Source organism: Azohydromonas caseinilytica (genome assembly GCF_012927045.1).
Classification (GTDB): domain Bacteria; phylum Pseudomonadota; class Gammaproteobacteria; order Burkholderiales; family Burkholderiaceae_C; genus Azohydromonas; species Azohydromonas caseinilytica.
Genome location: NZ_JABBFW010000003.1, coordinates 357,158 through 376,041, shown reverse-complemented (window position 1 = coordinate 376,041; position 18,884 = coordinate 357,158). Strand labels below are relative to the sequence as shown.

19 protein-coding genes are annotated in these 18,884 nt (G+C 71.0%); 7 read left to right on the top strand and 12 right to left on the bottom strand.

All coding sequences use genetic code 11. From position 1 onward, the window contains the following. Nucleotides 1-362: 362 nt before the first annotated feature. The 11 genes from HHL10_RS07150 to HHL10_RS07100 form a co-directional block, all read right to left on the bottom strand. Nucleotides 363-1,373: a tripartite tricarboxylate transporter substrate binding protein gene (locus tag HHL10_RS07150; RefSeq protein ID WP_235971143.1), complete on the bottom strand. Its 1,011-nt coding sequence runs from the start codon at nucleotides 1,371-1,373 to the stop codon at nucleotides 363-365. After that, a complete protein-coding gene (locus HHL10_RS07145; RefSeq protein WP_235971141.1) occupies nucleotides 1,364-2,077 on the bottom strand; it encodes a hypothetical protein in 714 nt (237 codons plus the stop codon). The genes HHL10_RS07150 and HHL10_RS07145 overlap by 10 nt, the downstream gene beginning before the upstream one ends. Beyond that, nucleotides 2,077-2,571 carry a hypothetical protein gene (locus HHL10_RS07140; RefSeq protein ID WP_169159639.1) on the bottom strand — a complete coding sequence of 165 codons (495 nt, stop codon included), beginning with the start codon at nucleotides 2,569-2,571 and terminating at the stop codon, nucleotides 2,077-2,079. The genes HHL10_RS07145 and HHL10_RS07140 overlap by 1 nt, the downstream gene beginning before the upstream one ends. Further along, a complete protein-coding gene (locus HHL10_RS07135) occupies nucleotides 2,568-3,173 on the bottom strand; it encodes a DUF2135 domain-containing protein (RefSeq protein WP_169159638.1) in 606 nt (201 codons plus the stop codon). Before HHL10_RS07135 ends, HHL10_RS07140 begins: the two co-directional genes overlap by 4 nt. 7 nt (nucleotides 3,174-3,180) lie before the next feature. Further along, the gene (locus HHL10_RS07130; protein WP_169159637.1) at nucleotides 3,181-3,867 is read right to left on the bottom strand and encodes a MotA/TolQ/ExbB proton channel family protein; all 687 of its coding nucleotides are present in this window, start codon (nucleotides 3,865-3,867) and stop codon (nucleotides 3,181-3,183) included. A gap of 9 nt (nucleotides 3,868-3,876) precedes the next feature. Then, nucleotides 3,877-4,659 (bottom strand): lanthanide ABC transporter permease protein PedC, encoded by a 783-nt coding sequence (gene pedC, locus HHL10_RS07125; protein ID WP_169159667.1) that lies wholly within the window; start codon nucleotides 4,657-4,659, stop codon nucleotides 3,877-3,879. Between the two features lie 47 nt (nucleotides 4,660-4,706). After that, nucleotides 4,707-5,870, bottom strand: coding sequence for a type 1 periplasmic-binding domain-containing protein (locus HHL10_RS07120; RefSeq protein ID WP_169159636.1), 1,164 nt, complete (start codon nucleotides 5,868-5,870; stop codon nucleotides 4,707-4,709). Next, on the bottom strand, nucleotides 5,870-6,817 hold the full coding sequence (locus tag HHL10_RS07115) for a PQQ-dependent catabolism-associated beta-propeller protein (RefSeq protein WP_169159666.1): 948 nt from the start codon (nucleotides 6,815-6,817) through the stop codon (nucleotides 5,870-5,872). The genes HHL10_RS07120 and HHL10_RS07115 overlap by 1 nt, the downstream gene beginning before the upstream one ends. Before the next feature lie 112 nt (nucleotides 6,818-6,929). Then, a complete protein-coding gene (gene pedB / locus HHL10_RS07110; RefSeq protein ID WP_375138945.1) occupies nucleotides 6,930-7,670 on the bottom strand; it encodes a lanthanide ABC transporter ATP-binding protein PedB/LutE in 741 nt (246 codons plus the stop codon). 35 nt (nucleotides 7,671-7,705) lie between these two features. After that, nucleotides 7,706-8,374: an MBL fold metallo-hydrolase gene (locus HHL10_RS07105; RefSeq protein WP_169159635.1), complete on the bottom strand. Its 669-nt coding sequence runs from the start codon at nucleotides 8,372-8,374 to the stop codon at nucleotides 7,706-7,708. 232 nt (nucleotides 8,375-8,606) lie between these two features. Then, nucleotides 8,607-10,772, bottom strand: coding sequence for a sigma-54-dependent Fis family transcriptional regulator (locus HHL10_RS07100; RefSeq protein WP_169159634.1), 2,166 nt, complete (start codon nucleotides 10,770-10,772; stop codon nucleotides 8,607-8,609). 308 nt (nucleotides 10,773-11,080) lie between these two features. Between HHL10_RS07100 and pedF the strand changes: the two genes are divergently transcribed. From pedF to HHL10_RS07065, 7 genes are all read left to right on the top strand, one after another. Further along, nucleotides 11,081-11,524, top strand: a complete 444-nt coding sequence (pedF, locus tag HHL10_RS07095; protein ID WP_375138944.1) for a cytochrome c-550 PedF — start codon at nucleotides 11,081-11,083, stop codon at nucleotides 11,522-11,524. Nucleotides 11,525-11,526: 2 nt separating this feature from the next. Then, complete coding sequence (locus HHL10_RS07090) at nucleotides 11,527-12,372, top strand: substrate-binding periplasmic protein (RefSeq protein ID WP_169159632.1); 846 nt, start codon at nucleotides 11,527-11,529, stop codon at nucleotides 12,370-12,372. A 250-nt stretch (nucleotides 12,373-12,622) separates the two neighbouring features. Continuing rightward, entirely contained in the window at nucleotides 12,623-13,099 is a 477-nt protein-coding gene (locus HHL10_RS07085; RefSeq protein ID WP_169159631.1) for a 4Fe-4S dicluster domain-containing protein, read from the top strand. A 17-nt stretch (nucleotides 13,100-13,116) separates the two neighbouring features. Next, a complete protein-coding gene (locus HHL10_RS07080) occupies nucleotides 13,117-14,964 on the top strand; it encodes an aldehyde ferredoxin oxidoreductase family protein (protein WP_169159630.1) in 1,848 nt (615 codons plus the stop codon). Nucleotides 14,965-15,033: 69 nt separating this feature from the next. Continuing rightward, nucleotides 15,034-16,317, top strand: a complete 1,284-nt coding sequence (locus HHL10_RS07075; RefSeq protein WP_169159629.1) for an NAD(P)/FAD-dependent oxidoreductase — start codon at nucleotides 15,034-15,036, stop codon at nucleotides 16,315-16,317. A gap of 33 nt (nucleotides 16,318-16,350) precedes the next feature. Continuing rightward, nucleotides 16,351-16,605, top strand: a complete 255-nt coding sequence (gene thiS, locus HHL10_RS07070; RefSeq protein ID WP_169159628.1) for a sulfur carrier protein ThiS — start codon at nucleotides 16,351-16,353, stop codon at nucleotides 16,603-16,605. 4 nt (nucleotides 16,606-16,609) lie between these two features. Next, the gene (locus HHL10_RS07065) at nucleotides 16,610-16,915 is read left to right on the top strand and encodes a hypothetical protein (RefSeq protein WP_235971140.1); all 306 of its coding nucleotides are present in this window, start codon (nucleotides 16,610-16,612) and stop codon (nucleotides 16,913-16,915) included. A gap of 14 nt (nucleotides 16,916-16,929) precedes the next feature. Here the strand turns inward: HHL10_RS07065 and HHL10_RS07060 are convergent, their stop codons facing one another. Further along, nucleotides 16,930-18,549 carry a methyl-accepting chemotaxis protein gene (locus HHL10_RS07060; RefSeq protein ID WP_169159627.1) on the bottom strand — a complete coding sequence of 540 codons (1,620 nt, stop codon included), beginning with the start codon at nucleotides 18,547-18,549 and terminating at the stop codon, nucleotides 16,930-16,932. Nucleotides 18,550-18,884 lie beyond the last annotated feature (335 nt).

The window sequence follows — 18,884 nt, the reverse complement described above, 5'->3', positions numbered from 1 at the left end:
CGTCTCCCAGGGCCAGGGCCCGCTTGCGTCTTGCTTCACCCATCGGGTGAGTCTGCAGGATCGGCTCAAGTGCTTGTCAGCATTGGCCCGCTGGCCGTCTCACGGGGTAGTAACTGCCGGATTTAGGTTCCATCGAAATCGACTGGCAGGTGCATACGCTCGAATCCGCAACCCGGCATGTCGCTGAACTCATGTGCCAAAGGCGCCCGGAATTGAGCCAGGATGCCGTGTCGGCCATTGCCTGGAAATTCTCATTTGACTGGCGCTGAGGTCGGAGGGCTGCCATGGCCGGGTGGCACCATGGCATTCCATCCGTCACGGCTGCGCAGCAGGCTCCCCGTCCATGCCGGCCGCCGCGCCGCTCAGCTGCCCTTGGCCGCGAGCCCCAGCCGCTCCACCGCGCGGCGCTCGGCGGCATAGGTTTCGCGCATGCTGCGGCCGTAATCCTCCGGGCCGAGGTAGGCCAGCTCCTGGTCGTACTTGGCCAGCTCGGCGATGTGCTGCGGGTCGAACATCGCCGCCTTGAAGGCGTCGTGCAGCACCTGCACGATGGGCCTGGGCAGCCCGCGCGGGCCGGCCAGGCCGTAGGGCGACATTGCCACGATGCCGTGGCCCAGCTCCTTGAGCGTGGGCACCTGCGGCCAGCGCCTGGTGCGGTGCTCGCCGAAGGTGGCCAGCAGCCGCAGCTTGCCGCTGTCCACGAAGGGCGCGAAGCCGTTGGAGGTCACGCCCGCCATCAGCTGCCCCGAGGACACGGCGATCATCTGCTCGGCCACGCCCTTGTAGGGCACGTGCACCCACTCGATGCCGCGGCGGCCGAAGAGCTCGTCCATCACCATGTGCGGCGTGGTGCCCGTGCCGTTGGTGGCCACCGTGAGCTCGCCGGGCCGGGCATGGGCCCAGGCAAAGAGGTCGTCCAGCGTGCGGATGGGGCTGTTGGCGGGCACCACGATGCCGAAGGTCACGCCGCTGATCTGGATGACGGGCGTGCTGTCGCGGATCGGGTCCCACGTCACCTTCTGCACCCAGGGCGCCCGGAACACCGGCTGCGGCATCTGCGCGATGGTGTAGCCGTCGGGCGCGGCCTGCTGCAGCACCGGCATGACCAGCGTGCCGCCGGCGCCGCCGCGGTTCTCGATCAGCACCTTCTGCCCCAGGTGCCGCCCGGCGATCTCGGCCAGCAGCCGCATGGTCAGGTCCGTGGCGCCGCCGGCGGCCCAGGGCACCCACAGCGTCACCGGGCGGCTGGGAAAGTGGTCGCCGGGCTGGGCCAGCACCGCGGCGCTGGCGGTGCCGGCCAGGGGGGCCAGCAGCGTGCCGGCGATGCGCCGCAGCGCGCCGCGGCGCGCCACGAGGTCTAGGTTCATTGCCATGACAACAGCTCCATGGTCAGGGTGCCGCCGAGGAGGAAAGCCGAGCCCGCGCTTTCCTCGCGCTGCAGCTTCACCAGACCGACGCCGGGGCAGTACCACTCGGTGGTGATGAGGGGAAGATCGCGCCAGCCGCTCACCGGGTCGGCGAACAGCCGCAGGGCCGCCGTGCCTTTGACACGCAGGCAGCCCTCGAAGTGCCCGGCGCGCGTGTCCACGGCCTGGCCCAGGGCCTCGATCACGTAGTTCATGTTCGCACCCGGGCTGGTGTAGCGCACCTCGGCCGGAAAGCCCTGGCGGCGCTGCAGCAGGTAGGCGATGGTGGGTGCGCTCCACTGCGTGCCCGCCGCCAGCGGTGCCTTGAGCACGTAGCGCCGCGCCTCGTCGGCCTGCGGCTCGGCCTGCACCAGGCTGCGGCTGGCAACGCGGAAGACGCCGCTGTCGTCGGCGCGCAGCCAGTAGTCCATGCCGGCGTCGCTGCGGCGCAGCCAGGCCGAGCCGTCGGGCAGCGCATCGTCGCGGCCCAGCGTCTCGAAGACGCGCGTCTCGCGCTCCACGCGCTGGTCCTCCCACTCGGTGCGCAGCTCGTAGGTCCAGCGGTGGCCGGAGTCCAGCGGGAACAATTCCGTGCCGGCCGGCCGGCCGCAGCCGGCCAGCAGCGCCGCGCCGGCCAGGGCCGCCATCGCGAGGGAAGGTTGCGCCCGCATCACTTCTCCGGCAGCTGCGGCGCGGGCAGGTCGCGGATGGTCACGCGCTGCTCGTCGCGCCCCGGGCGCAGCCACGACACGCCGCCCTTGCCCACGCGCGGCTCGGCGCTGCCGATCTGGCTCACGCCCTGGCGCACCTTCTTCATGCCCTCGTCGAGCAGCGCGTGCAGGTCCTTGGCGTAGGGTAGCTTGTAGGCGCGCGGCTGGCGCGCGGGCTTGCCGTTCTCCAGCGCGTTGACCCAGACGTAGAGGGCGCCGGGGTTGGCCTTGCTCGGCTCCTCGATCACCGCGGCCAGCAGCACGAACTTCTCCGGCAGCGGGTCCCCATTGGGCCAGCCGGCCAGGCCGTGCGCGGTGTCGTCGGCGAAGAAGTAGAAGACGGTGACGCCCACCACCAGCAGGCCCTTGAGCCAAGCCGGCCAGCGCGACCACACCAGCGCCAGCGTGCACAGAAGCACCAGCACCACGAGGGACAGGATCAGGGCGAGGGTCATAGCCGTTGCACCAGGGTCTTGGGAAGCGTGTTGACGTTGGCCACGTTGCCGTCGGGCAGCACGGTGAAGCGCACGGCCGTGGCCTCGTCGCCCTTGCGGGCCAGCGGCACCTGTCCGTAGAACACCACGTCGGCGCGCGGGTTGACCTTGATGACGGAGACGGTGACCTCCACCGGCTTGCCGTTCTTGGACTCGTAGTAGTGGACGTTGACGGTGAACTCGCCGGGCTCGATGCCGCGCACCGTCACCACTTCCTGGTTCAGCGGGTTGGTGACCTGCTTGCCGTTGATGACGATCACGTCGTTGGTGAGGCCGCGGTCGTCGCGGTCCAGGTGCATCAGCCCCGCCTCGCGGGCGCGGAACCACACCGTCTCGCCGGCCGGGTCCTGCACCCAGGTATCGACGTCGTTGGGGTCCATGTCCGGCCAGGACACGTTGACGATGAACTCTGCCTTGGCGGGGATGTCGCCGGCCTTGAGCGCCTTCGGGTTCATCGCCAGCAGCGCCACGATGAAGCAGAACACGAAGGCGATGAGCATGTTGAACAACATGTCATAGAAGGGATCGACCTCGGCCTCGCGGGCCGTGCGGCGGCGGCGCATGGGGGCCTCACTCCAGGCGCGTGTTCAGCGCCAGCCCGGCGCGCTGGATGTCGGCCACCAGCGCATCGGCGTAGCGGTCCAGCCGCGTGAGCTGCAGGCCCAGCAGGATGTTGCCCACCAGGCCGACCATGGTCGTGAGCAGCGCCACGCCCAGGCCCGTGGTGAGCTGGCGCAGCAGCTCCTGCGACTGCGCCGGGTCGAAGTTCTGCAACTGCCCGATCTGCAGCGCCAGGATCGAGAAGCCGATCACCTTGCCCAGCAGCCCCAGTTTCAATTGGATGCCGTTGACCCACCAGGCGGTGCCATGCGGGCCGTGGCTGCGCTCCAGCAGCAGGTCCAGCGGCGCGGTGCCGTCCCGGGGCGCGGCGCGCAGCGCCTGCAGGTACTCGGCGGCCCAGCCGCCGCCGTGCTCGCCGCGCGCCAGCGCCGCGCGCTCGCGCTGCAGCACGCGCGTGCGCGTGCCGCACCACAGCGACGCGGTGAAGAAGACGACGATGATCACCAGCGTCAGCCCCGTGGGGTCGGCCGACAGCAGCAGCGCCCACACCCCGCGCACGCCCAGCAGCCAGGTGGCGAAGGCCAGCAGCCCGGCCAATGTCAGCCACTCCAGCGCCAGCGGCTCCACGGGTGCCGCGTCGGCGCGCGCGCCGGGGCGGCGGATCGCCAGCGCGCTCAGGGACGGCAGCAGCTTCATGGCCTTGGCTCAACCCCGCTTGGTCAACGCGCCGAAGCCGCGCTGCGGGTCGTAGCCCCAGCTCGCCACCAGGAAGCACAGCGCCAGCGTGCCCAGCACGATCCAGGGCGAGAGGCCCGGGTCCTTGCCGTAGAGCGCGAAGCGCATCCATTCGACGGCATGCGTGAACGGGTTGAAGCGCGCGATCTGGTAGACCCAGTTCGCGCCCGACTCCTCCAGCTTCCACAGCGGGTACAGCGCCGTGGACATGAAGTACATCGGGAAGATGACGAAGTTCATGGTCCCGGCGAAGTTCTCCAGCTGCTTGATGTGCACCGACAGCAGCAGGCCCAGCGCGCCCAGCATCAGCGCGCCGCACACCGCCGCCACCAGCACGGGCAGCAGGTGCTCCAGCACCGGCAGCTCCGTGCCCAGCAGCGCCGCCACGATCACGAAGGCGGCGGCCTGCGCCAGCGACAGCACCGCCGTGGCCATGAGTTTCGACAACAAGATCCACGGCCGCGGCAGCGGCGCGGTGAGCAGCAGCCGCATCAGGCCCATCTCGCGGTCGTAGACCATGGCCAGGCTCGACTGCATGCCGTTGAACAGCAGCACCATGCCCACCAGCCCCGGCGCGATGTAGACGTCGTAGGGGATGTAGCTGTCGTAGGGTTCGACGATGGCCACGCCGAAGACATTGCGGAAGCCCGCGGCGAACACCGCCAGCCACAGCAGCGGCCGCACCAGCGCCGACACCAGGCGCCCGGACTGCCGGGAGAATTTCAGCAGCTCGCGCCAGACGATGGCCCTCATCGCCAGCAGGGCGTGAGAGACCAGGCCCAGGCGCTCGCGGGTAGGGGTCAGGGTCGGGCTTTGCACAGCTTCTCCGGGGCATCGGCACCGAGGGTGTCGAGCACGTTCTTGGGATGGAGCACGCCTTCGACCGGCGCGGTGGAGATCACGCCCTGGCCGTCGGTGAGCAGCAGCGGCTGGCGCAGCTGGCCGTCCCAGGGGCGGAAGCTCATCACCACGCCCTTGGAGCCATCCACGCTGCCCTCCAGCAGTGCCTTCTCGAAGCTCGTCTGCGGCCCCTTGGGCGCGGCCACCGCGGCGGCCACCAGCGTCTTGCCGGCCATCCAGGAGGCCCAGTCGGGCGCCGTCATCGGCCGCCCGGTCGCCTTGGCGAAGCGCCGCGCCACCTGCGGCGCGCCGAAGCGCTCGAACTGCGCATGCCAGGCCAGCGCCACCAGCCCGGCATCGCCCACCACCGGGCGCGGCAGCGCGGTACGGTAGGGCAGCGAGCGGGCGAACTCGCCGTCGCTGTCCACCACCCAGACGGCGTCGTACGTGGCGCCGCCGGTGAGCAGCAGCGGATTGGCGAGGGCGCGCTCGCGCGGATCGGCCGAGAGCTTGAACGGCTTGTTCCCCACCAGCTTGAGCCCGTAGCGCTTGATGGCCGCCTGCGCCACGGCGCTGCGCTCGGCGTCCTGCGGAGTGGGGCCGGTGAGCAGCAGCACCTGCGGCCACTTGCGCGCGGCCAGCGTCTGCGCCAGCGCGTCGGCGCGCATGCGCTCGCTGGGCGCCAGGTGCAGCAGCCGGGGGCGGCAGTCCTGCTGGCGCAGCCGGTCGTCGCCCGCGCCCAGGTTGAGCACCGGGCGCTGCACGGCGTCGGCCACGGCCAGCGTGGTGGCCGCGTCCAGGTCGGTCAGCAGCACGGCGGCGCCGGCCTTCTCGGCCTTCTGCGCCGCGGCGCGCGCGGCGGCCGCGTCGGCCACCGCCACGGTGTCCAGGTTGAGCGCGGTGCCGGCGGCGTCGAGCTCGAAGGCGGCTTCCTTGATCGCCACCTGCAGCCCGTCGCCGGCCGGCCCGCCGGGATGGCCCAGGTAGGCGCGTTCCACGCGGTCGCGCGCCAGGCGCGGATCGTCGGCGCGCACCAGCAGCGTCACCTTGTAGGGCACGGCCTGGGCCGCGCCGGCGGCCAGCAGCAGTGCCGCGGCCAGGGGTCGGAGCAGCGGGCGGGCCATCAGTTGAGCACCACCGCCATGTAGGGCACGCGGCCCACCGGCACGCTCTTGAGCGCCTTGCCGGTGGCCGTCTCGACGATGGTCACGTCGTCGCTCAGGCCGTTGGTGGCCACCAGCCGGCTCTCGTCCGGGCTCAGCGCCACATGCCAGGCGCGCTTGCCCACCAGCACGGTCCTGGCGAGCTTGCGGCTGGCCACGTCGATGACGCCCACGTGGTTGGCGCGGCCCATGCCGACGAAGGCGGTCTTGCCGTCGCGCGTCATGGCCAGGCCCACGGGCGTGATGTCCTCGGCGCGCACGCCCTTGAGCTCCAGCGGGATGGTCTGCACCACCGCCAGGTCCTTGACCGAGATGACGCTGATGCTGGCGCCCAGCTCGTTGGTGACCCACAACTGCGAGCCGTCGGGCGTGAACACCATGCGGCGCGGGCGCTTGCCCACGGCGATGTTCTTCACCAGCTTGCCGGTGGCGGTGTCCACCGCGTGGACCATGTTGGCCACCTCGGACGTGACGAACACCAGCTTGCCGTCGGGCGAGGTCCTGACGCCCTCGGGCTCCTTGCCCACGGGCACGGAAGCCAGCGTCTTGCCGCTGGCGGCGTCGATGGTGACCAGCGCGCCCTCGTCCTCGGCCGAGACGTACAGCGCCTTGCCGTCCTTCGAGAAGTCGAAGGCTTCCGGGTCGTCGCCCAGCGACACGCGCCCCACGGTCTTGCGGCTGGCGATGTCGATCACGTCGGCCTGGCCGGACTCGGCGCAGGCCACGAACAGCCGCTTGCCGTCGGGCGCGACCTGCATGTGGCGCGGTCGCTTGCAGGTGGGCACCACGCCGGCGACCGACAGCGTCTTGAGGTCCACCAGCGTCAGGGCATTGTCCTTCTCGCTCGATACCCAGGCGGTCTGGGCCGAGGCCGCAAGGCCCCACAGGGCCAGCAGGGCGGCCAGCATCGTCTTCTTCAAGGCTCGTCTCCTGTAGTCGGTTGCGCGCGCATCTGACGGGCGCGTCGCATGTTGGCATGCCCTGCGGACCCGGGAGGCCGGGCCGCGGCATGCGCCCGTGTCACGCAGTGGCTTTGACGAAGGCCTCCTCCAGGGAGCCGCCGCCGAGCTGCTCGGTCACCGCGGCCGGCGTGCCGTCGGCCAGCAGCACGCCCTTGTGCAGCACCAGCACACGGTCGGCGGCCTGCGCCTCCTCGACCAGGTGCGTGGCCCACAGCACGCTGCTGTGGCGCGCAGCCACGTCGGCGCGGATGGCCGCGAGCAGGTCGCGCCGCGACTTCGGGTCCAGGCCCACGGTGGGCTCGTCCATCAGCAGCAGGGCGGGGCGGTGCAGCAGCGCGCGCGCGAGCTCGACCTTGCGCCGGTTGCCGCCGGAGAGCTCGCGCACCGCGCGCTGCAGGTCCTTGGTGAGGCCGAAGGTCTCGGCCGCGTCGTCGATGCGCTGGCGCGCCAGCGCCGAGGGCAGGCCATGCAGTTGCGCATGAAACTGCAGGTTGCGGCGCACGCTCAGGTCCAGGTCCAGCGACATCTGCTGGAACACCACGCCGATGCGCGCCAGCGCCTGGCGGGTGTGGCGCCCGAAGGCCAGGCCGTCGATCTCGACCTCGCCCGCGTCGGGCGCGAACAGTCCGGTGAGCAGCTGGAACAGCGTGGACTTGCCCGCGCCGTTGGGGCCCAGCAGCGCCACGAAGCTGCCCGGCGTCAGCGTCAGGTCCAGCGACTTGAGCGCCACGCGCTCGCCGTAGCGCTTGTGCAGCGCTTTCAAGCGCAGCCGCGGTGCGCTGCCACTGTCCGCGGGCAGCGGCGTGGTGTCGGAAACGGGGAGGGGAACGCTGCTCAAAGCTCGATCTCCATGCCGTCAAAGGCCTGTTCGACGCCGACGGCCTCCAGTGCGGGCGCGGGCGGCGGCGGGGCGGCCGGATGCAGCAGCACGCGCCGGGCGGTGCCCTCGGGCGGCAGCGCCGTGGCGGGGTCGCCCAGCAGCAGGCAGTCGGCGCCCGGGTTCGAGGGCAGGGGCCAGGGGCCGGGCCAGTACAGCAGGCGGCGGCCGTCGCGCAGGTCCTCCACTTCCAGCGCCAGGGAGGCGCCGGGTGAGTATTCGTCACCGGCGGCAAAGGCCGTGAAGCGCAGGTTGGGCAGGGCCTCGATGCGGAAGGTCGCCACCGCGCTGTCGCCGGCCACGGGCAGCAGGTGCCAGTGCACGCCGCAGCAGCGGTCCACCACCTGCAGCAGCGGCAACTCGGTGGTCAGCGCTTCGAACACGGCCGGCGTGGCGTAGAGCTCCACCGGCGGGCCGTCGCGCAGGCCCAGCAGGCCGGCCACGTGGTCCATCTGCGCGTCCATCAGCACCACGCCGGCCAGCGGCTCGCGTTGCAGTTGCGGGTGGCGCTGGAGCTGGCGCTCCAGGTCGGTCGGGGCATTGAGCAGCACCCAGCGGCTGCCGTCGGACAGCGCCGCGGCACGCGCGGCGCTGCCCTCGGCGCCGAGCAGCAGCAGCTTCATCATGCAGCGGCGCAGCGGGCCTGAAGGGCGCGGATGCGGTGATTCGGCACGGGATGTCTCCTGAGTGTCCCGGGCTGCCGGACAGCCCGGGCCGGATTTCGTTTTGGAGCGTTCTGCAAAACCCGTGCCGATGCGGTTTTGCAGCGTTTCAGCGGTCAAGGCCGCCCGGGGCCGGCCTCGGGTGTGCCCGGCTGAAACAGGCGCGCTTCAGCCTGACACAGTGCAAACCCGGGGTTCAGGCCGAGCCGCCTTCCGGCCGGTTCCAGCGCAGCTTGCGGTAGATGGTGTTGCGGCTGATGCCCAGGCGCTTGGAGGCCTCGGAGATGTTGCCGCCGGCCGCGTCCAGCGCGGCCTGGATCATGGCGATCTCCTGCTCGTGCAGCGTGCGCGCGCTGACCGCGGGCGGTGCCGCCGGCGCGAGGGGCGCGCCCGCGCCCCCGCCGAGCGGGGCGAAGGCAGCGGCGCCGCCATAGGGCGCCGTGCCGGCCGGCGCTGCCGCGAAGGGCAAAGCTGGCGGCAGGCCCATGGCCGCGTCCATGGGCAGCGCGGCCGGCTGGGCCGCCAGGGGCTGCGGCGCCGCGGCCTGCTGCTGCTGCGCCAGGCGGCGCACGTCTTCGAGGAAGTCGTCCGAGAGATGCGCCTGCGTGATCTGCGGCTCGCCGGCGGCCATGACGGCGGCGGTGCGCAGCACGTTGGCGAGCTGGCGGATGTTGCCCGGCCAGTCGCAGCGCTGGAACAGCGCCATCACCTCGGCGCTGATGCGCGGCGCGCCCTGCGGGCACTCGTTGGCCAGGATGCGCTGCGCCACCAGCGCCAGGTCGCTGCGCTCGCGCAGCGGCGGCAGGCGCAGCACCAGGCCGTTGAGGCGGTAGTAGAGGTCCTCGCGGAACTCGCCGCGCTGGATCATCTCGCGCAGGTTGCGGTGCGTGGCGCCGATGACGGCGATGTCCACCGCGATCGCCTTGCCGCTGCCCAGCGGCGTGACGCAGCGCTCCTGCAGCACGCGCAGCAGCCGCGCCTGCAGCGGCAGCGGCATGTCGCCGATCTCGTCAAGGAACAGCGTGCCGCCGTTGGCCTGCACGATGCGCCCGCTGGCGCCCTTGCGGCGCGCGCCGGTGAAGGCGCCTTCCTCGTAGCCGAAGAGCTCGGCCTCGATCAGCGACTCGGGGATGCTGGCGCAGTTGACGGCCACGAAGGGCTGCTTGGCGCGGTTGGATTCCTGGTGCACCGCGTGCGCCAGCAGCTCCTTGCCGGTGCCCGTCTCGCCCAGGATAAGCAGCGGGATGTCGCGGTTGATGATGCGCCGCGCCTTCTGCACCACGGCCTCGATCTGCGCATCGCCGGTCTGCAGGTAGGACAGCCCCGTGGGCAACGCCGTGGGCGGCTGTATGGGGGACGCCGCAGGCTCGGCCGGGCCGGTGGCGTCGACCAGTGTTGCGGCGGCGGGCTGCGCCGGCACGGTGGTCTCGATCGCCGGCGAGCCGGCGGGCACGGCGGCGAAGGCGAGGGTGGCCCAGTCCATGCGGGCGCTGGCCAGGAACTGGCGCCCATCGGGCAGCGTGAGCTTCATGGGCAGCGCCAGCGGGCTGCGGAAGTGGTCCACCACGGCGGCCACGGTGGTGCCGAACAGCGAGGTCAGCGTCTGGTTGCGCAGCGCCACGCCGCTGAGGCCAAGCTGGTCCAGCGCGCTGCGGTTGGCGCCCAGCAGCTTGCCGTCGGCGCCGATCACCACGATGCCTTCGAGCAGCGTGCCGATGAACTCGGGGCGGCTGTGAAAGTGCAGCCGCAACCGGTTGGCGCAGTGGTCGTTGAGCCAGTGGTTCTCGATCATGCGCGCCGACATGCGCACCAGCCCCATGGTGTGCTGGTGGTAGGTGCGCTGGTCGGCGCTGACGTCGAGCACGCCCAGCATGTTGCCGCGCGGGTCGAAGATGGGCGAGGCCGAGCAGGTGAGGAACTGGTTGGCGTGCATGAAGTGCTCGTCGGCATGCACGAGGGTGGGCCGCTCGGCGAACAGCGCGGTGCCGATGGCGTTGGTGCCCTTGGAGTGCTCGGCCCAGTTCACGCCCGGCGACAGCGCCACCTTGCCGGCACGGTGGACGAAGTCCTCGTCGCCCACGGTGTGCAGGATCGTGCCGTGCGCATCGGTCAGCACGATCATGCTTTGCGTGCCCGCGATCTGCTCCAGCAGCAGCTCCATCACCGGCGCCGCATGCGTGTGCAACCTGCGGTTGCGCTCGCGCGCGTCGTTCAGGTCGCTGCGCATGAGCGGCTCGTAGTCCGGTCGCTCGATGCGCGTGAGTCCCAGCGCGGTGCAGCGCTCGTGCGACTGGCGGATCAGGTCGACATGGGCCGCGGGCCCCTCGTGCGGGGCCGCGATGCTGCTGCGGTGAATCGACATGGGTGCTCTGTCTCCGGTGGCGCGCCTGGGCGGCACGTCCGTTCATGGGGCTGTGCTGCCTGCTCCCTGTGACAGGTGGCTGCAGCGTTGTTTCATTCTTGAGCAGGCGCTCGAACGCGGGCGCAATGCTGTAGCAATCGCTGTGCAATGTCCACCCGGCTTACCCGAAGCTGAAGCGATTGCGAAACCACAAAGTCACGCCCCGGCGCTTGTGGCATGGGCCTTGCAGAAAGGCGCCCCGTTCCATGTCACAACCGAAGGAGACAACCATGCGCAAGCGTTCCGACACCCGTTTCCCCTCGCGCCTGATGGCACTGCTGGCCGGCGTGCTGGTGGCCGGGGCCGCCATGGCCCATGGCGACGTCACGCCGCAGGCGGTGGACACGAGCTCGCTGCCCAAGCTGGGCGAGGACTGGCGCGACCAGAACCCGTTCCGCGGCAACGACGCGGCCGTGAAGATCGGCTCCTCGGCCTACAACCAGAACTGCGCCCGCTGCCATGGCCTGGAGGCCGTCTCCGGCGGCATCGCGCCGGACCTGCGCAAGCTCGACAACGAGTGCGCCTCGCAGAAGGTCGAGGCCAAGAAGTCGGCCTGCACCAAGGACGTGGACGACTACTTCGTCAACACGGTGCGCAAGGGCCGCACGCGCAACGGCGCGGTGTACATGCCGCCCTTCGAGGGCACGCTGAACCAGGAGGCGATCTGGTCGATCAAGGCCTACCTGGAAACCCGTCGCGAGAAGCCGCTGTGAGCATGGGCCGCTCGCACTCCCTGGGCCGGCGCACGCTGCTGCGCGGCCTGGCGGGCGGCGCCGCCATGGCGCTGGGCCTGCCGCTGTCGGCCACGCCGCTGGACAAGATCAAGGAGCGCGGCTCGCTGAGCGTGGCGCTGTACAAGGAGATGCCGCCCTTCCACGACGAGGGCCGCGGCATCGACGTGGAGCTGGCGCAGGCGCTGGCGCAGGCGTTGGGCGTGAAGCTGTCGATGCTGCCGTTCCCGGCCGGCGAGGCCATGAACGACGACCTGCGCAACATGGTCTGGAAGGGCCATTACCTGGGCTTCGGCCCGGCCGACGTGCTGCTGCACGTGCCGGTGGACCGGCCGCTGATGCAGGACAACCCGCAGGTCAGCATCTTCGGCCCGTACTGGCGCGAGCGCGTGGCCGTGGCGCGGCGGCTGGACGCGCTGCCCGCGCTGGAGAGCCTGTCGCAGCTGGGCAAGGCGCGCGTGGCGGTGCCGGGGCTGTCGCTGGCGGGCTGGCTGCTCATCGGCGCCGACGGCGGCGCCTACCGCGAGCAGCTCGTGACCCATCTCAAGGACGGCGTGGAGGCGGCGCAGCTGCTCAAGCGTGGCGAGGTGCCGGTGGCGGCCGGGCTGCTGTCCGAGCTGCAGACGGTGCTGCGCGGCGACGAGCGCTTCGCCATCGAGCCGCTGCCCAGCCCGCGCGCGCCGCGCGAGGGCTGGGCCGTGGGCATGGCCGTCAAGAAGGACGCCACCGAGCTCGCGCATGCGCTGCAGGGCGCGCTCAACCAGCTCGCCGGCAACGGGCAGCTCGCGGCGATGTTCGAGCGTCACAACGTCGCCTGGCGCCCGGTGTAGCAATCTGGAGCAATAGGCCCGCGCCGTCTGGGGTTTCACCCATGTAGGCGGGGGCCTCTTGCGCCCTCAACATAGGTATGCAAGTGCATAGGGAGGCGGACTGATCGTGTCCGCCGGGCGCCGCGCAGGGTTGGGCGCCCAGGGTCGCAACGGGTGTTTTTCGCCCGTCAGATAGGCAGGCCAGTGCATAGGACCCGTCGCCGTGCGGCGCCACAGCCGCGGCGGGGTACCGAATCGGAAGGAAAAGCTCATGCAGAAGTCGCTTCACATCAATCCGGACAAGTGCACCGGCTGTCTCCAGTGCGAGATGGCGTGCAGCTTCGAGAACTACGCCACCTTCGCGCCGGCCAAGTCGCGCATCAAGGTGTTCGACTTCCATCACACGGGCCGCAAGGTGCCCTACACCTGCACGCAGTGCGACGAGGCCTGGTGCCTGCACGCCTGCCCGGTGGAGGCCATCACCATCAACGCGCTCACCGGCGCCAAGGTCGTCAACGAGACCACCTGCGTGGGCTGCAAGGTCTGCACCATCAGCTGTCCCTTCGGCACGATCAACTACGTGCAGGAGACGGGCAAGGTCCAGAAGTGCGACCTCTGCGGCGGCGACCCCGCCTGCGCCACCGCCTGCCCCACGGGCGCCATCACCTACGTGGACGCCAACTGGACCGGCCTGGGAAAGATGGCCGTGTGGGCCGAGAAGCTCGGCAACCAGGCCACCGCGGCATAACAAGTTAGGAGCAGCACATGTCCTGGGCAGGAAAAATCCTTCGCGTCAACCTCACGGACGGCACCGTCAAGTCCGAGCCGCTGAACATGGAATGGGCGCGCGACTACCTCGGCTCGCGCGGCCTGGCCACCAAGTACTTCGTCGAGGAAGTCGATGCCAAGGTCGATCCGCTGTCGGCCGGCAACAAGATCATCTGGGCCACCGGGCCGCTCACCGGCACCATGGCCTCCACCGGCGGGCGCTACACCGTCGTCACCAAGGGGCCGCTGACCGGCACCATCGCCTGCTCCAACTCCGGCGGCTACTGGGGCTCGGAGCTGAAGTTCGCGGGCTGGGACATGGTGATCTTCGAGGGCGCCTCCTCGAAGCCCGTGTACCTCTACATCGAGAACGACCTGGCCGAGCTGCGCGACGCCAGCCACCTGTGGGGCCACAGCGTCTGGGAGACCGAGGAGACGCTCAAGAAGCTGCACCAGGACCCGCTGCTGCGCATCAGCACCATCGGCCTGGCCGGCGAGAACGGCGTGCTGTACTCCGCCATCGTCAACGACCTGCACCGCGCCGCCGGCCGCTCGGGCGTGGGCGCCGTGATGGGCAGCAAGAACCTCAAGGCCGTGGCCGTGCGCGGCACCAAGGGCGTGGCCAACGTGGCCGACCCCAAGGAGTTCATGAAGGTCACCTTCGAGAAGAAAAAGGTGCTGGCCGACAACGCGGTGACGGGGCAGGGCCTGCCCACCTACGGCACGCAGGTGCTGATGAACGTCATCAACGAGATCGGCGCGCTGCCCACGCGCAACCACCGCGACGTGCAGTTCGACGGCGCCAAGGACATCTCGGCCGAGGCCATGGCCGCCCCGCGCGCCACCGACGGCAAGAAGCACCTGGTGACGAACCAGGCCTGCTTCGGCTGCACCATCGCCTGCGGCCGCATCTCCAAGATCGACGAGACGCACTTCTCGGTGCAGAACAAGCCGCAGTACTGGGGCGCCTCCGGCGGCCTGGAGTACGAGGCGGCCTGGGCGCTGGGCGCGGCCAACGGCGTCAACGACCTGGAGGCGCTGCAGTACGCCAACCTGCTGTGCAACGAGCAGGGCATGGACCCCATCAGCTTCGGCGCCACCATCGGCGCGGTGATGGAGCTCTACGAGATGGGCGTGCTCACCGCCGAGCAGATCGGCACCGCGGCGCCCTTCGGCTCGGCCCAGGCGCTGTGCGAGCTGGCCGAGATGACGGCCAAGGGCATCGGCTTCGGCAAGGAGATCGGCCTGGGCTCGGCGCGCCTGACCGCCAAGTACGGCCACCCCGAGCTGAGCATGAGCGTCAAGGGCCAGGAGTTTCCGGCCTATGACAGCCGCGGCATCCAGGGCATGGGCCTGACCTACGCCACCAGCAACCGCGGCGCGTGCCACCTGCGCTCGTACACCGTGGCTTCCGAGGTGCTGGGCATCCCGGTCAAGACCGATCCGCTCACCGCCGAGGGCAAGCCCGAGCTGGTCAAGGCCTTCCAGGACGCCACCGCCGCCTTCGACGCCGCGGGCATCTGCATCTTCACCAGCTTCGCCTGGACGCTGGCCGACGTGCAGCCGCAGGTCGCCGCCGCCTGCGGCCCGGAGTTCACGCTGGAGAAGATGAACGAGATCGGCGAGCGCATCTGGAACATGGAGCGCGACTTCAACAACCGCGCCGGCTTCACCGCCAAGGACGACACGCTGCCGCCGCGGCTGCTCAACGAGCCCGCCAAGACCGGCCCGGCCAAGGGCCTGGTCAACAAGCTGCCCGAGATGCTGCCCAAGTACTACGAGATCCGGGGCTGGGACACCGAGGGCCGCCTCAAGCCCGAGACCCGGGAGCGTCTGGGCCTGTAAGGGCGCGCACGCCGCACACAAGAACGGCATGAAGGCGGTCCTGGGCCGCCTTCTTTATTGGAGCTGTCCATGTTGACTCACCTCATCCTCGGCGCCGGCCCGGCCGGCGTCATCGCGGCCGAGACCATCCGCAAGCACGCGCCGCAAGACAACATCTTCATCGTGGGCGACGAGGCCGAGCCGCCGTACTCGCGCATGGCGATTCCCTACCTGCTGGTGGGCCGCATCGGCGAGCCCGGCACGCACCTGCGCCACAGCCCGGACCACTACGAGCGGCTGCGCATCCACCTCAAGCGCGGCGTGCGCGCCAAGGCCATCGACACCCAGGCCCGCCGCGTGGCCTTCGACGACGGCACGGACATGGCGTACGACCGGCTGCTCATCGCCACCGGCTCCAGCCCGGTGCAGCCGCCCATTCCCGGCATCGACAGCCCCGGCGTGCACACCTGCTGGACGCTGGACGATGCGCGCGCCATCGCCGCGCGGGCCCAGCCCGGCGCGCGCGTGGTGCAGGTTGGCGCCGGCTTCATCGGCTGCATCATCATGGAGGCGCTGGCCCTGCGCGGCGTGAAGCTCAGCGTGGTGGAGACCGGCGACCGCATGGTGCCGCGCATGATGGGCCCCACCGCCGGGGGCATGATCCGGCAGTGGGTGCAGTCCAAGGGCATCGACGTGCACACCGGCGCGCGCGTGGAGGCGATCCAGCCCGTGGGCAATGCGTTGCGCGTGAAACTGTCCAGCGGCGAGGTGCTGGAGGCCGACCTGGTCATCAGCGCCACCGGCGTGCGCCCGAACATCGGCTTCCTGTGGGGCAGCGGCGTGCGCTGCCTGCAGGGCGTGCTCACCGACGAGCACCTGCAGACCAGCGTGAGCGGCGTCTACGCCGCGGGCGACTGCGCCGAGGCCTTCGACCGCGTCAGCGGCCGCACCATCGTCAGCGCCATCCAGCCCAACGCGGCCGAGCAGGCGCGCGTGGCGGCGCTCAACATGGTGGGCCAGCGCGCGGTGCTGGGCGGGGTCACGCAGATCAACGTGCTCGACACGCTGGGCCTGATCTCCACCAGCTTCGGCAACTGGCAGGGCGTGCCCGGCGGCGAGCGCGCCGAGCTCGTGGACCAGGAGGCCGGCAAGGCGCTGAGCCTGCAGTTCGACGGCGAGCTGCTGGTGGGCTGCAACAGCGTGGGCTGGACCGACCACGTCGGCGTGATGCGCGGCCTGGTCGAGGGGCAGATCCGCCTGACACCCGAGTGGAAGCAGCGCCTGCTCGAAGACCCGACGCAGCTCATGCCGGCCTACCTGGCCTGCGCCCAGGCGCAGGAGGCGCGCGGCCTGGGCAAGCTGGCCCCGCGCTGAAGCCCGGACCCCGCCGCAGTACCGTTGCGAGCCATGCGCATCACTTTCAAGCTCTACGCCAGCCTCACCGAGTACCTGCCGCCCGAGGCGCGCCGCGGCAACGCGGTGCAGCTCGATTTGCCCGAGGGCTGCACCATCGCGCAGGCGGTGGAGCCCTACGGCCTGCCGATGAAGCTGGTGCACCTGGTGCTGGTCAACGGCAGCTTCGTGCCGGCCGAGCAGCGGGCCACGCGGGCGCTGGTCGAGGGCGACGTGCTGGCCATCTGGCCGCCCATCGCCGGAGGCTGAGCGCTTGCTGCTGCAGGACGGCTGTCCCGCCGAGTTCGAGCGGGAGATGGGTTGCACCGTGGCCGAGCTGGGCCACTGGCTGCCCGGCGCGGCGCAGCCGCATGCGGTCGAGTTGCGTGCCGACGGGGCCGATGTGTCCCTCGACGCCGGCCGCTTGCGCCTGCGCTGGGAAGCGCTGGCGCCGCGGCGCATCGCGCTGCTGAGCCTGCCGCGGCTGCGGCTGCGCTTTGCCTTCGAGGGCGTGGACGAGCCGGCGCGCGTGCGCTTCATGCGCCGCTTCGACCTCTACACGCAGCGCGGCGGCGGCTGAAGCCGCGCCGCGGCTTAGGCCGTGTCGGTGGACGGCGCTGTCGACGCTGCCGTGGGCCGGTCCAGGCCCTGCAGCTGCGCCGGGGCGATGTCGTCGTGGTGGCCGGTGCGGAAGATGCGCACCGAGTCCGCCACGATCTCGGCTTGGCGGGCCAGCGAATAGGCCGCGGCCGAGAGCTGCTCCACCATCGCGGCGTTCTGCTGCGTCACGCTGTCGAGCTGGGTCACGGCGCGGTTGACCTGCGCCACGCCGTCGGCCTGTTCCTGCGCCGCGCGGCTCATGTTGGCGATCAGGTCGAACACCCGCTCCACGGCCTGCGCGCTCTGGCGCACGGTGCGCCCGGTGCTCTCGGCCAGGGCGTTGCCGGCCTCCACGCGCTCGGTGGCGGCGCCGATGAGGGTCTTGATCTCGCGCGCCGCGCCCGAGGTCTTCTGCGCCAGCGCGCGCACCTCGCCGGCCACCACGGCGAAGCCGCGGCCGGCCTCGCCGGCGCGGGCCGCCTCCACCGCGGCGTTGAGCGCCAGGATGTTGGTCTGGAACGAGATGCTGTCGATGACCTGGATGATCTCGCCGATGCGCAGCGAGGCTTCGCGGATCTCGCCCATGCGCTGCACCATCTCCTGCATCGACTGCCCGCCCTGGCGCGCCGCCTCGCTGGCCTGCTGCGCCAGGCCGCGCGCGGCCTCGGCATGCTCGGCGCTGTGGCGCAGCGTGCCGGCAATCTGCTCCACCGAGGACACGGTCTGCTGCAGGCTGCCAGCCTGCATCTCGGTGCGCGCGCCCAGGTCGCCGTTGCCCGCGGAGATCTCGCGCGAGGCGATGCGGATGCCGTCCACCTCGCGCCGCACGTCGCCGACGATGGCCTGGAGGTTGACGTCGAGCTGCGCCAGCGCGCGCATGAGGCGGCTGACGTCGTCGTCGCCGCCCTGGGTCGGCGCGCCGCCGAGCTGGCCCGCGGCCAGGCGGTTGGCCGTGGCGACCGCGTCGCGCAGCGGCGCCACGGCCATGCGCCGCAGCCACAGCGCCGTGCCGCCGCCCAGGCCCAGTGCCGCGCCCAGCGCCAGCGTCCAGTGCACCCCGCTGGCGGCCAGACCGGTGCTGGCCAGCGTGCTGGCCAGGCTCAGGGTCGCGACGCGCCCGCCCAGACCGAACTGCAGCCGCGTGCGCAGCCGGCCCACCAGGGTGCGCTTGTGCACGGCACCGTGGTGCAGCGCGTAGCGCTGCGGCTGCTCGCGCATGCGCGCGTACAGCGCCTCGGCCTGCTCGACCAGCTCGCGCGCGGGCTTCACGCGCACCGACATGTAGCCCACGGTGCGGCCGTCTTCGCTCACCGGCGTCACGTTGGCCTGCACCCAGTAGTGGTCGCCGTTCTTGCGCCGGTTCTTGACCATGCCCGACCAGGGCAGGCCTTCCTCCAGCGTGGCCCACAGGTCGCGGAAGGCCTCTGGCGGCATGTCCGGGTGGCGGATCATGTTGTGCGGCTGGCCCAGCAGTTCCTCGCGTGCATAGCCGCTGGCCTGGATGAAAGCGGGGTTGCAGTAGGTGATCCGGCTCTTGAGATCGGTGGTGGAGACCAGCGTCATGCCGTCCTCCAGCACGTACTCACGGCCGGTCACGGGACCCGTGTTGCGCATGGGGGAATAACTTTCGGGAAACGGAAGACGCGCCGCGGTCCTCGGTGACGGCGGCGCCTCGGCCAGTCGCGCGGATGCCGGGCGGCACCGAGCTCCGAAGAGGGCGCTACGGTGCCGGTGGGCTCAAGCGCGGCTGGCCGGTGGCCATGGCGCGGACGCCACGGCGCAGCGGATTTCTGACACCGCGAAGTGTTCGGCTTTTTGGGGCCAGGGTGTTGATGGCCGCCGTGACAAATTGCCGGCTTGCGTGGCCGTCCTGACCAGGGCGGTAGAAATGTAACTCGTTGTGTGACAAGCAAAGTGCTGGATTTGCACTTTCCGCGGCGATTGCCGCG

Excerpts from the sequence above, each read along its gene's own strand:
- HHL10_RS07150 (WP_235971143.1), bottom strand. The coding sequence starts at position 1,373 with ATGGCAATGAACCTAGACCTCGTGGCGCGCCGCGGCGCGCTGCGGCGC.
- HHL10_RS07145 (WP_235971141.1), bottom strand. The coding sequence starts at position 2,077 with ATGCGGGCGCAACCTTCCCTCGCGATGGCGGCCCTGGCCGGCGCGGCG.
- HHL10_RS07140 (WP_169159639.1), bottom strand. The coding sequence starts at position 2,571 with ATGACCCTCGCCCTGATCCTGTCCCTCGTGGTGCTGGTGCTTCTGTGC.
- HHL10_RS07135 (WP_169159638.1), bottom strand. The coding sequence starts at position 3,173 with ATGCGCCGCCGCCGCACGGCCCGCGAGGCCGAGGTCGATCCCTTCTAT.
- HHL10_RS07130 (WP_169159637.1), bottom strand. The coding sequence starts at position 3,867 with ATGAAGCTGCTGCCGTCCCTGAGCGCGCTGGCGATCCGCCGCCCCGGC.
- pedC (WP_169159667.1), bottom strand. The coding sequence starts at position 4,659 with ATGAGGGCCATCGTCTGGCGCGAGCTGCTGAAATTCTCCCGGCAGTCC.
- HHL10_RS07120 (WP_169159636.1), bottom strand. The coding sequence starts at position 5,870 with ATGGCCCGCCCGCTGCTCCGACCCCTGGCCGCGGCACTGCTGCTGGCC.
- HHL10_RS07115 (WP_169159666.1), bottom strand. The coding sequence starts at position 6,817 with ATGCTGGCCGCCCTGCTGGCCCTGTGGGGCCTTGCGGCCTCGGCCCAG.
- HHL10_RS07105 (WP_169159635.1), bottom strand. The coding sequence starts at position 8,374 with ATGATGAAGCTGCTGCTGCTCGGCGCCGAGGGCAGCGCCGCGCGTGCC.
- HHL10_RS07100 (WP_169159634.1), bottom strand. The coding sequence starts at position 10,772 with ATGTCGATTCACCGCAGCAGCATCGCGGCCCCGCACGAGGGGCCCGCG.
- pedF (WP_375138944.1), top strand. The coding sequence starts at position 11,081 with ATGGCACTGCTGGCCGGCGTGCTGGTGGCCGGGGCCGCCATGGCCCAT.
- HHL10_RS07090 (WP_169159632.1), top strand. The coding sequence starts at position 11,527 with ATGGGCCGCTCGCACTCCCTGGGCCGGCGCACGCTGCTGCGCGGCCTG.
- HHL10_RS07085 (WP_169159631.1), top strand. The coding sequence starts at position 12,623 with ATGCAGAAGTCGCTTCACATCAATCCGGACAAGTGCACCGGCTGTCTC.
- HHL10_RS07080 (WP_169159630.1), top strand. The coding sequence starts at position 13,117 with ATGTCCTGGGCAGGAAAAATCCTTCGCGTCAACCTCACGGACGGCACC.
- HHL10_RS07075 (WP_169159629.1), top strand. The coding sequence starts at position 15,034 with ATGTTGACTCACCTCATCCTCGGCGCCGGCCCGGCCGGCGTCATCGCG.
- thiS (WP_169159628.1), top strand. The coding sequence starts at position 16,351 with ATGCGCATCACTTTCAAGCTCTACGCCAGCCTCACCGAGTACCTGCCG.
- HHL10_RS07060 (WP_169159627.1), bottom strand. The coding sequence starts at position 18,549 with ATGCGCAACACGGGTCCCGTGACCGGCCGTGAGTACGTGCTGGAGGAC.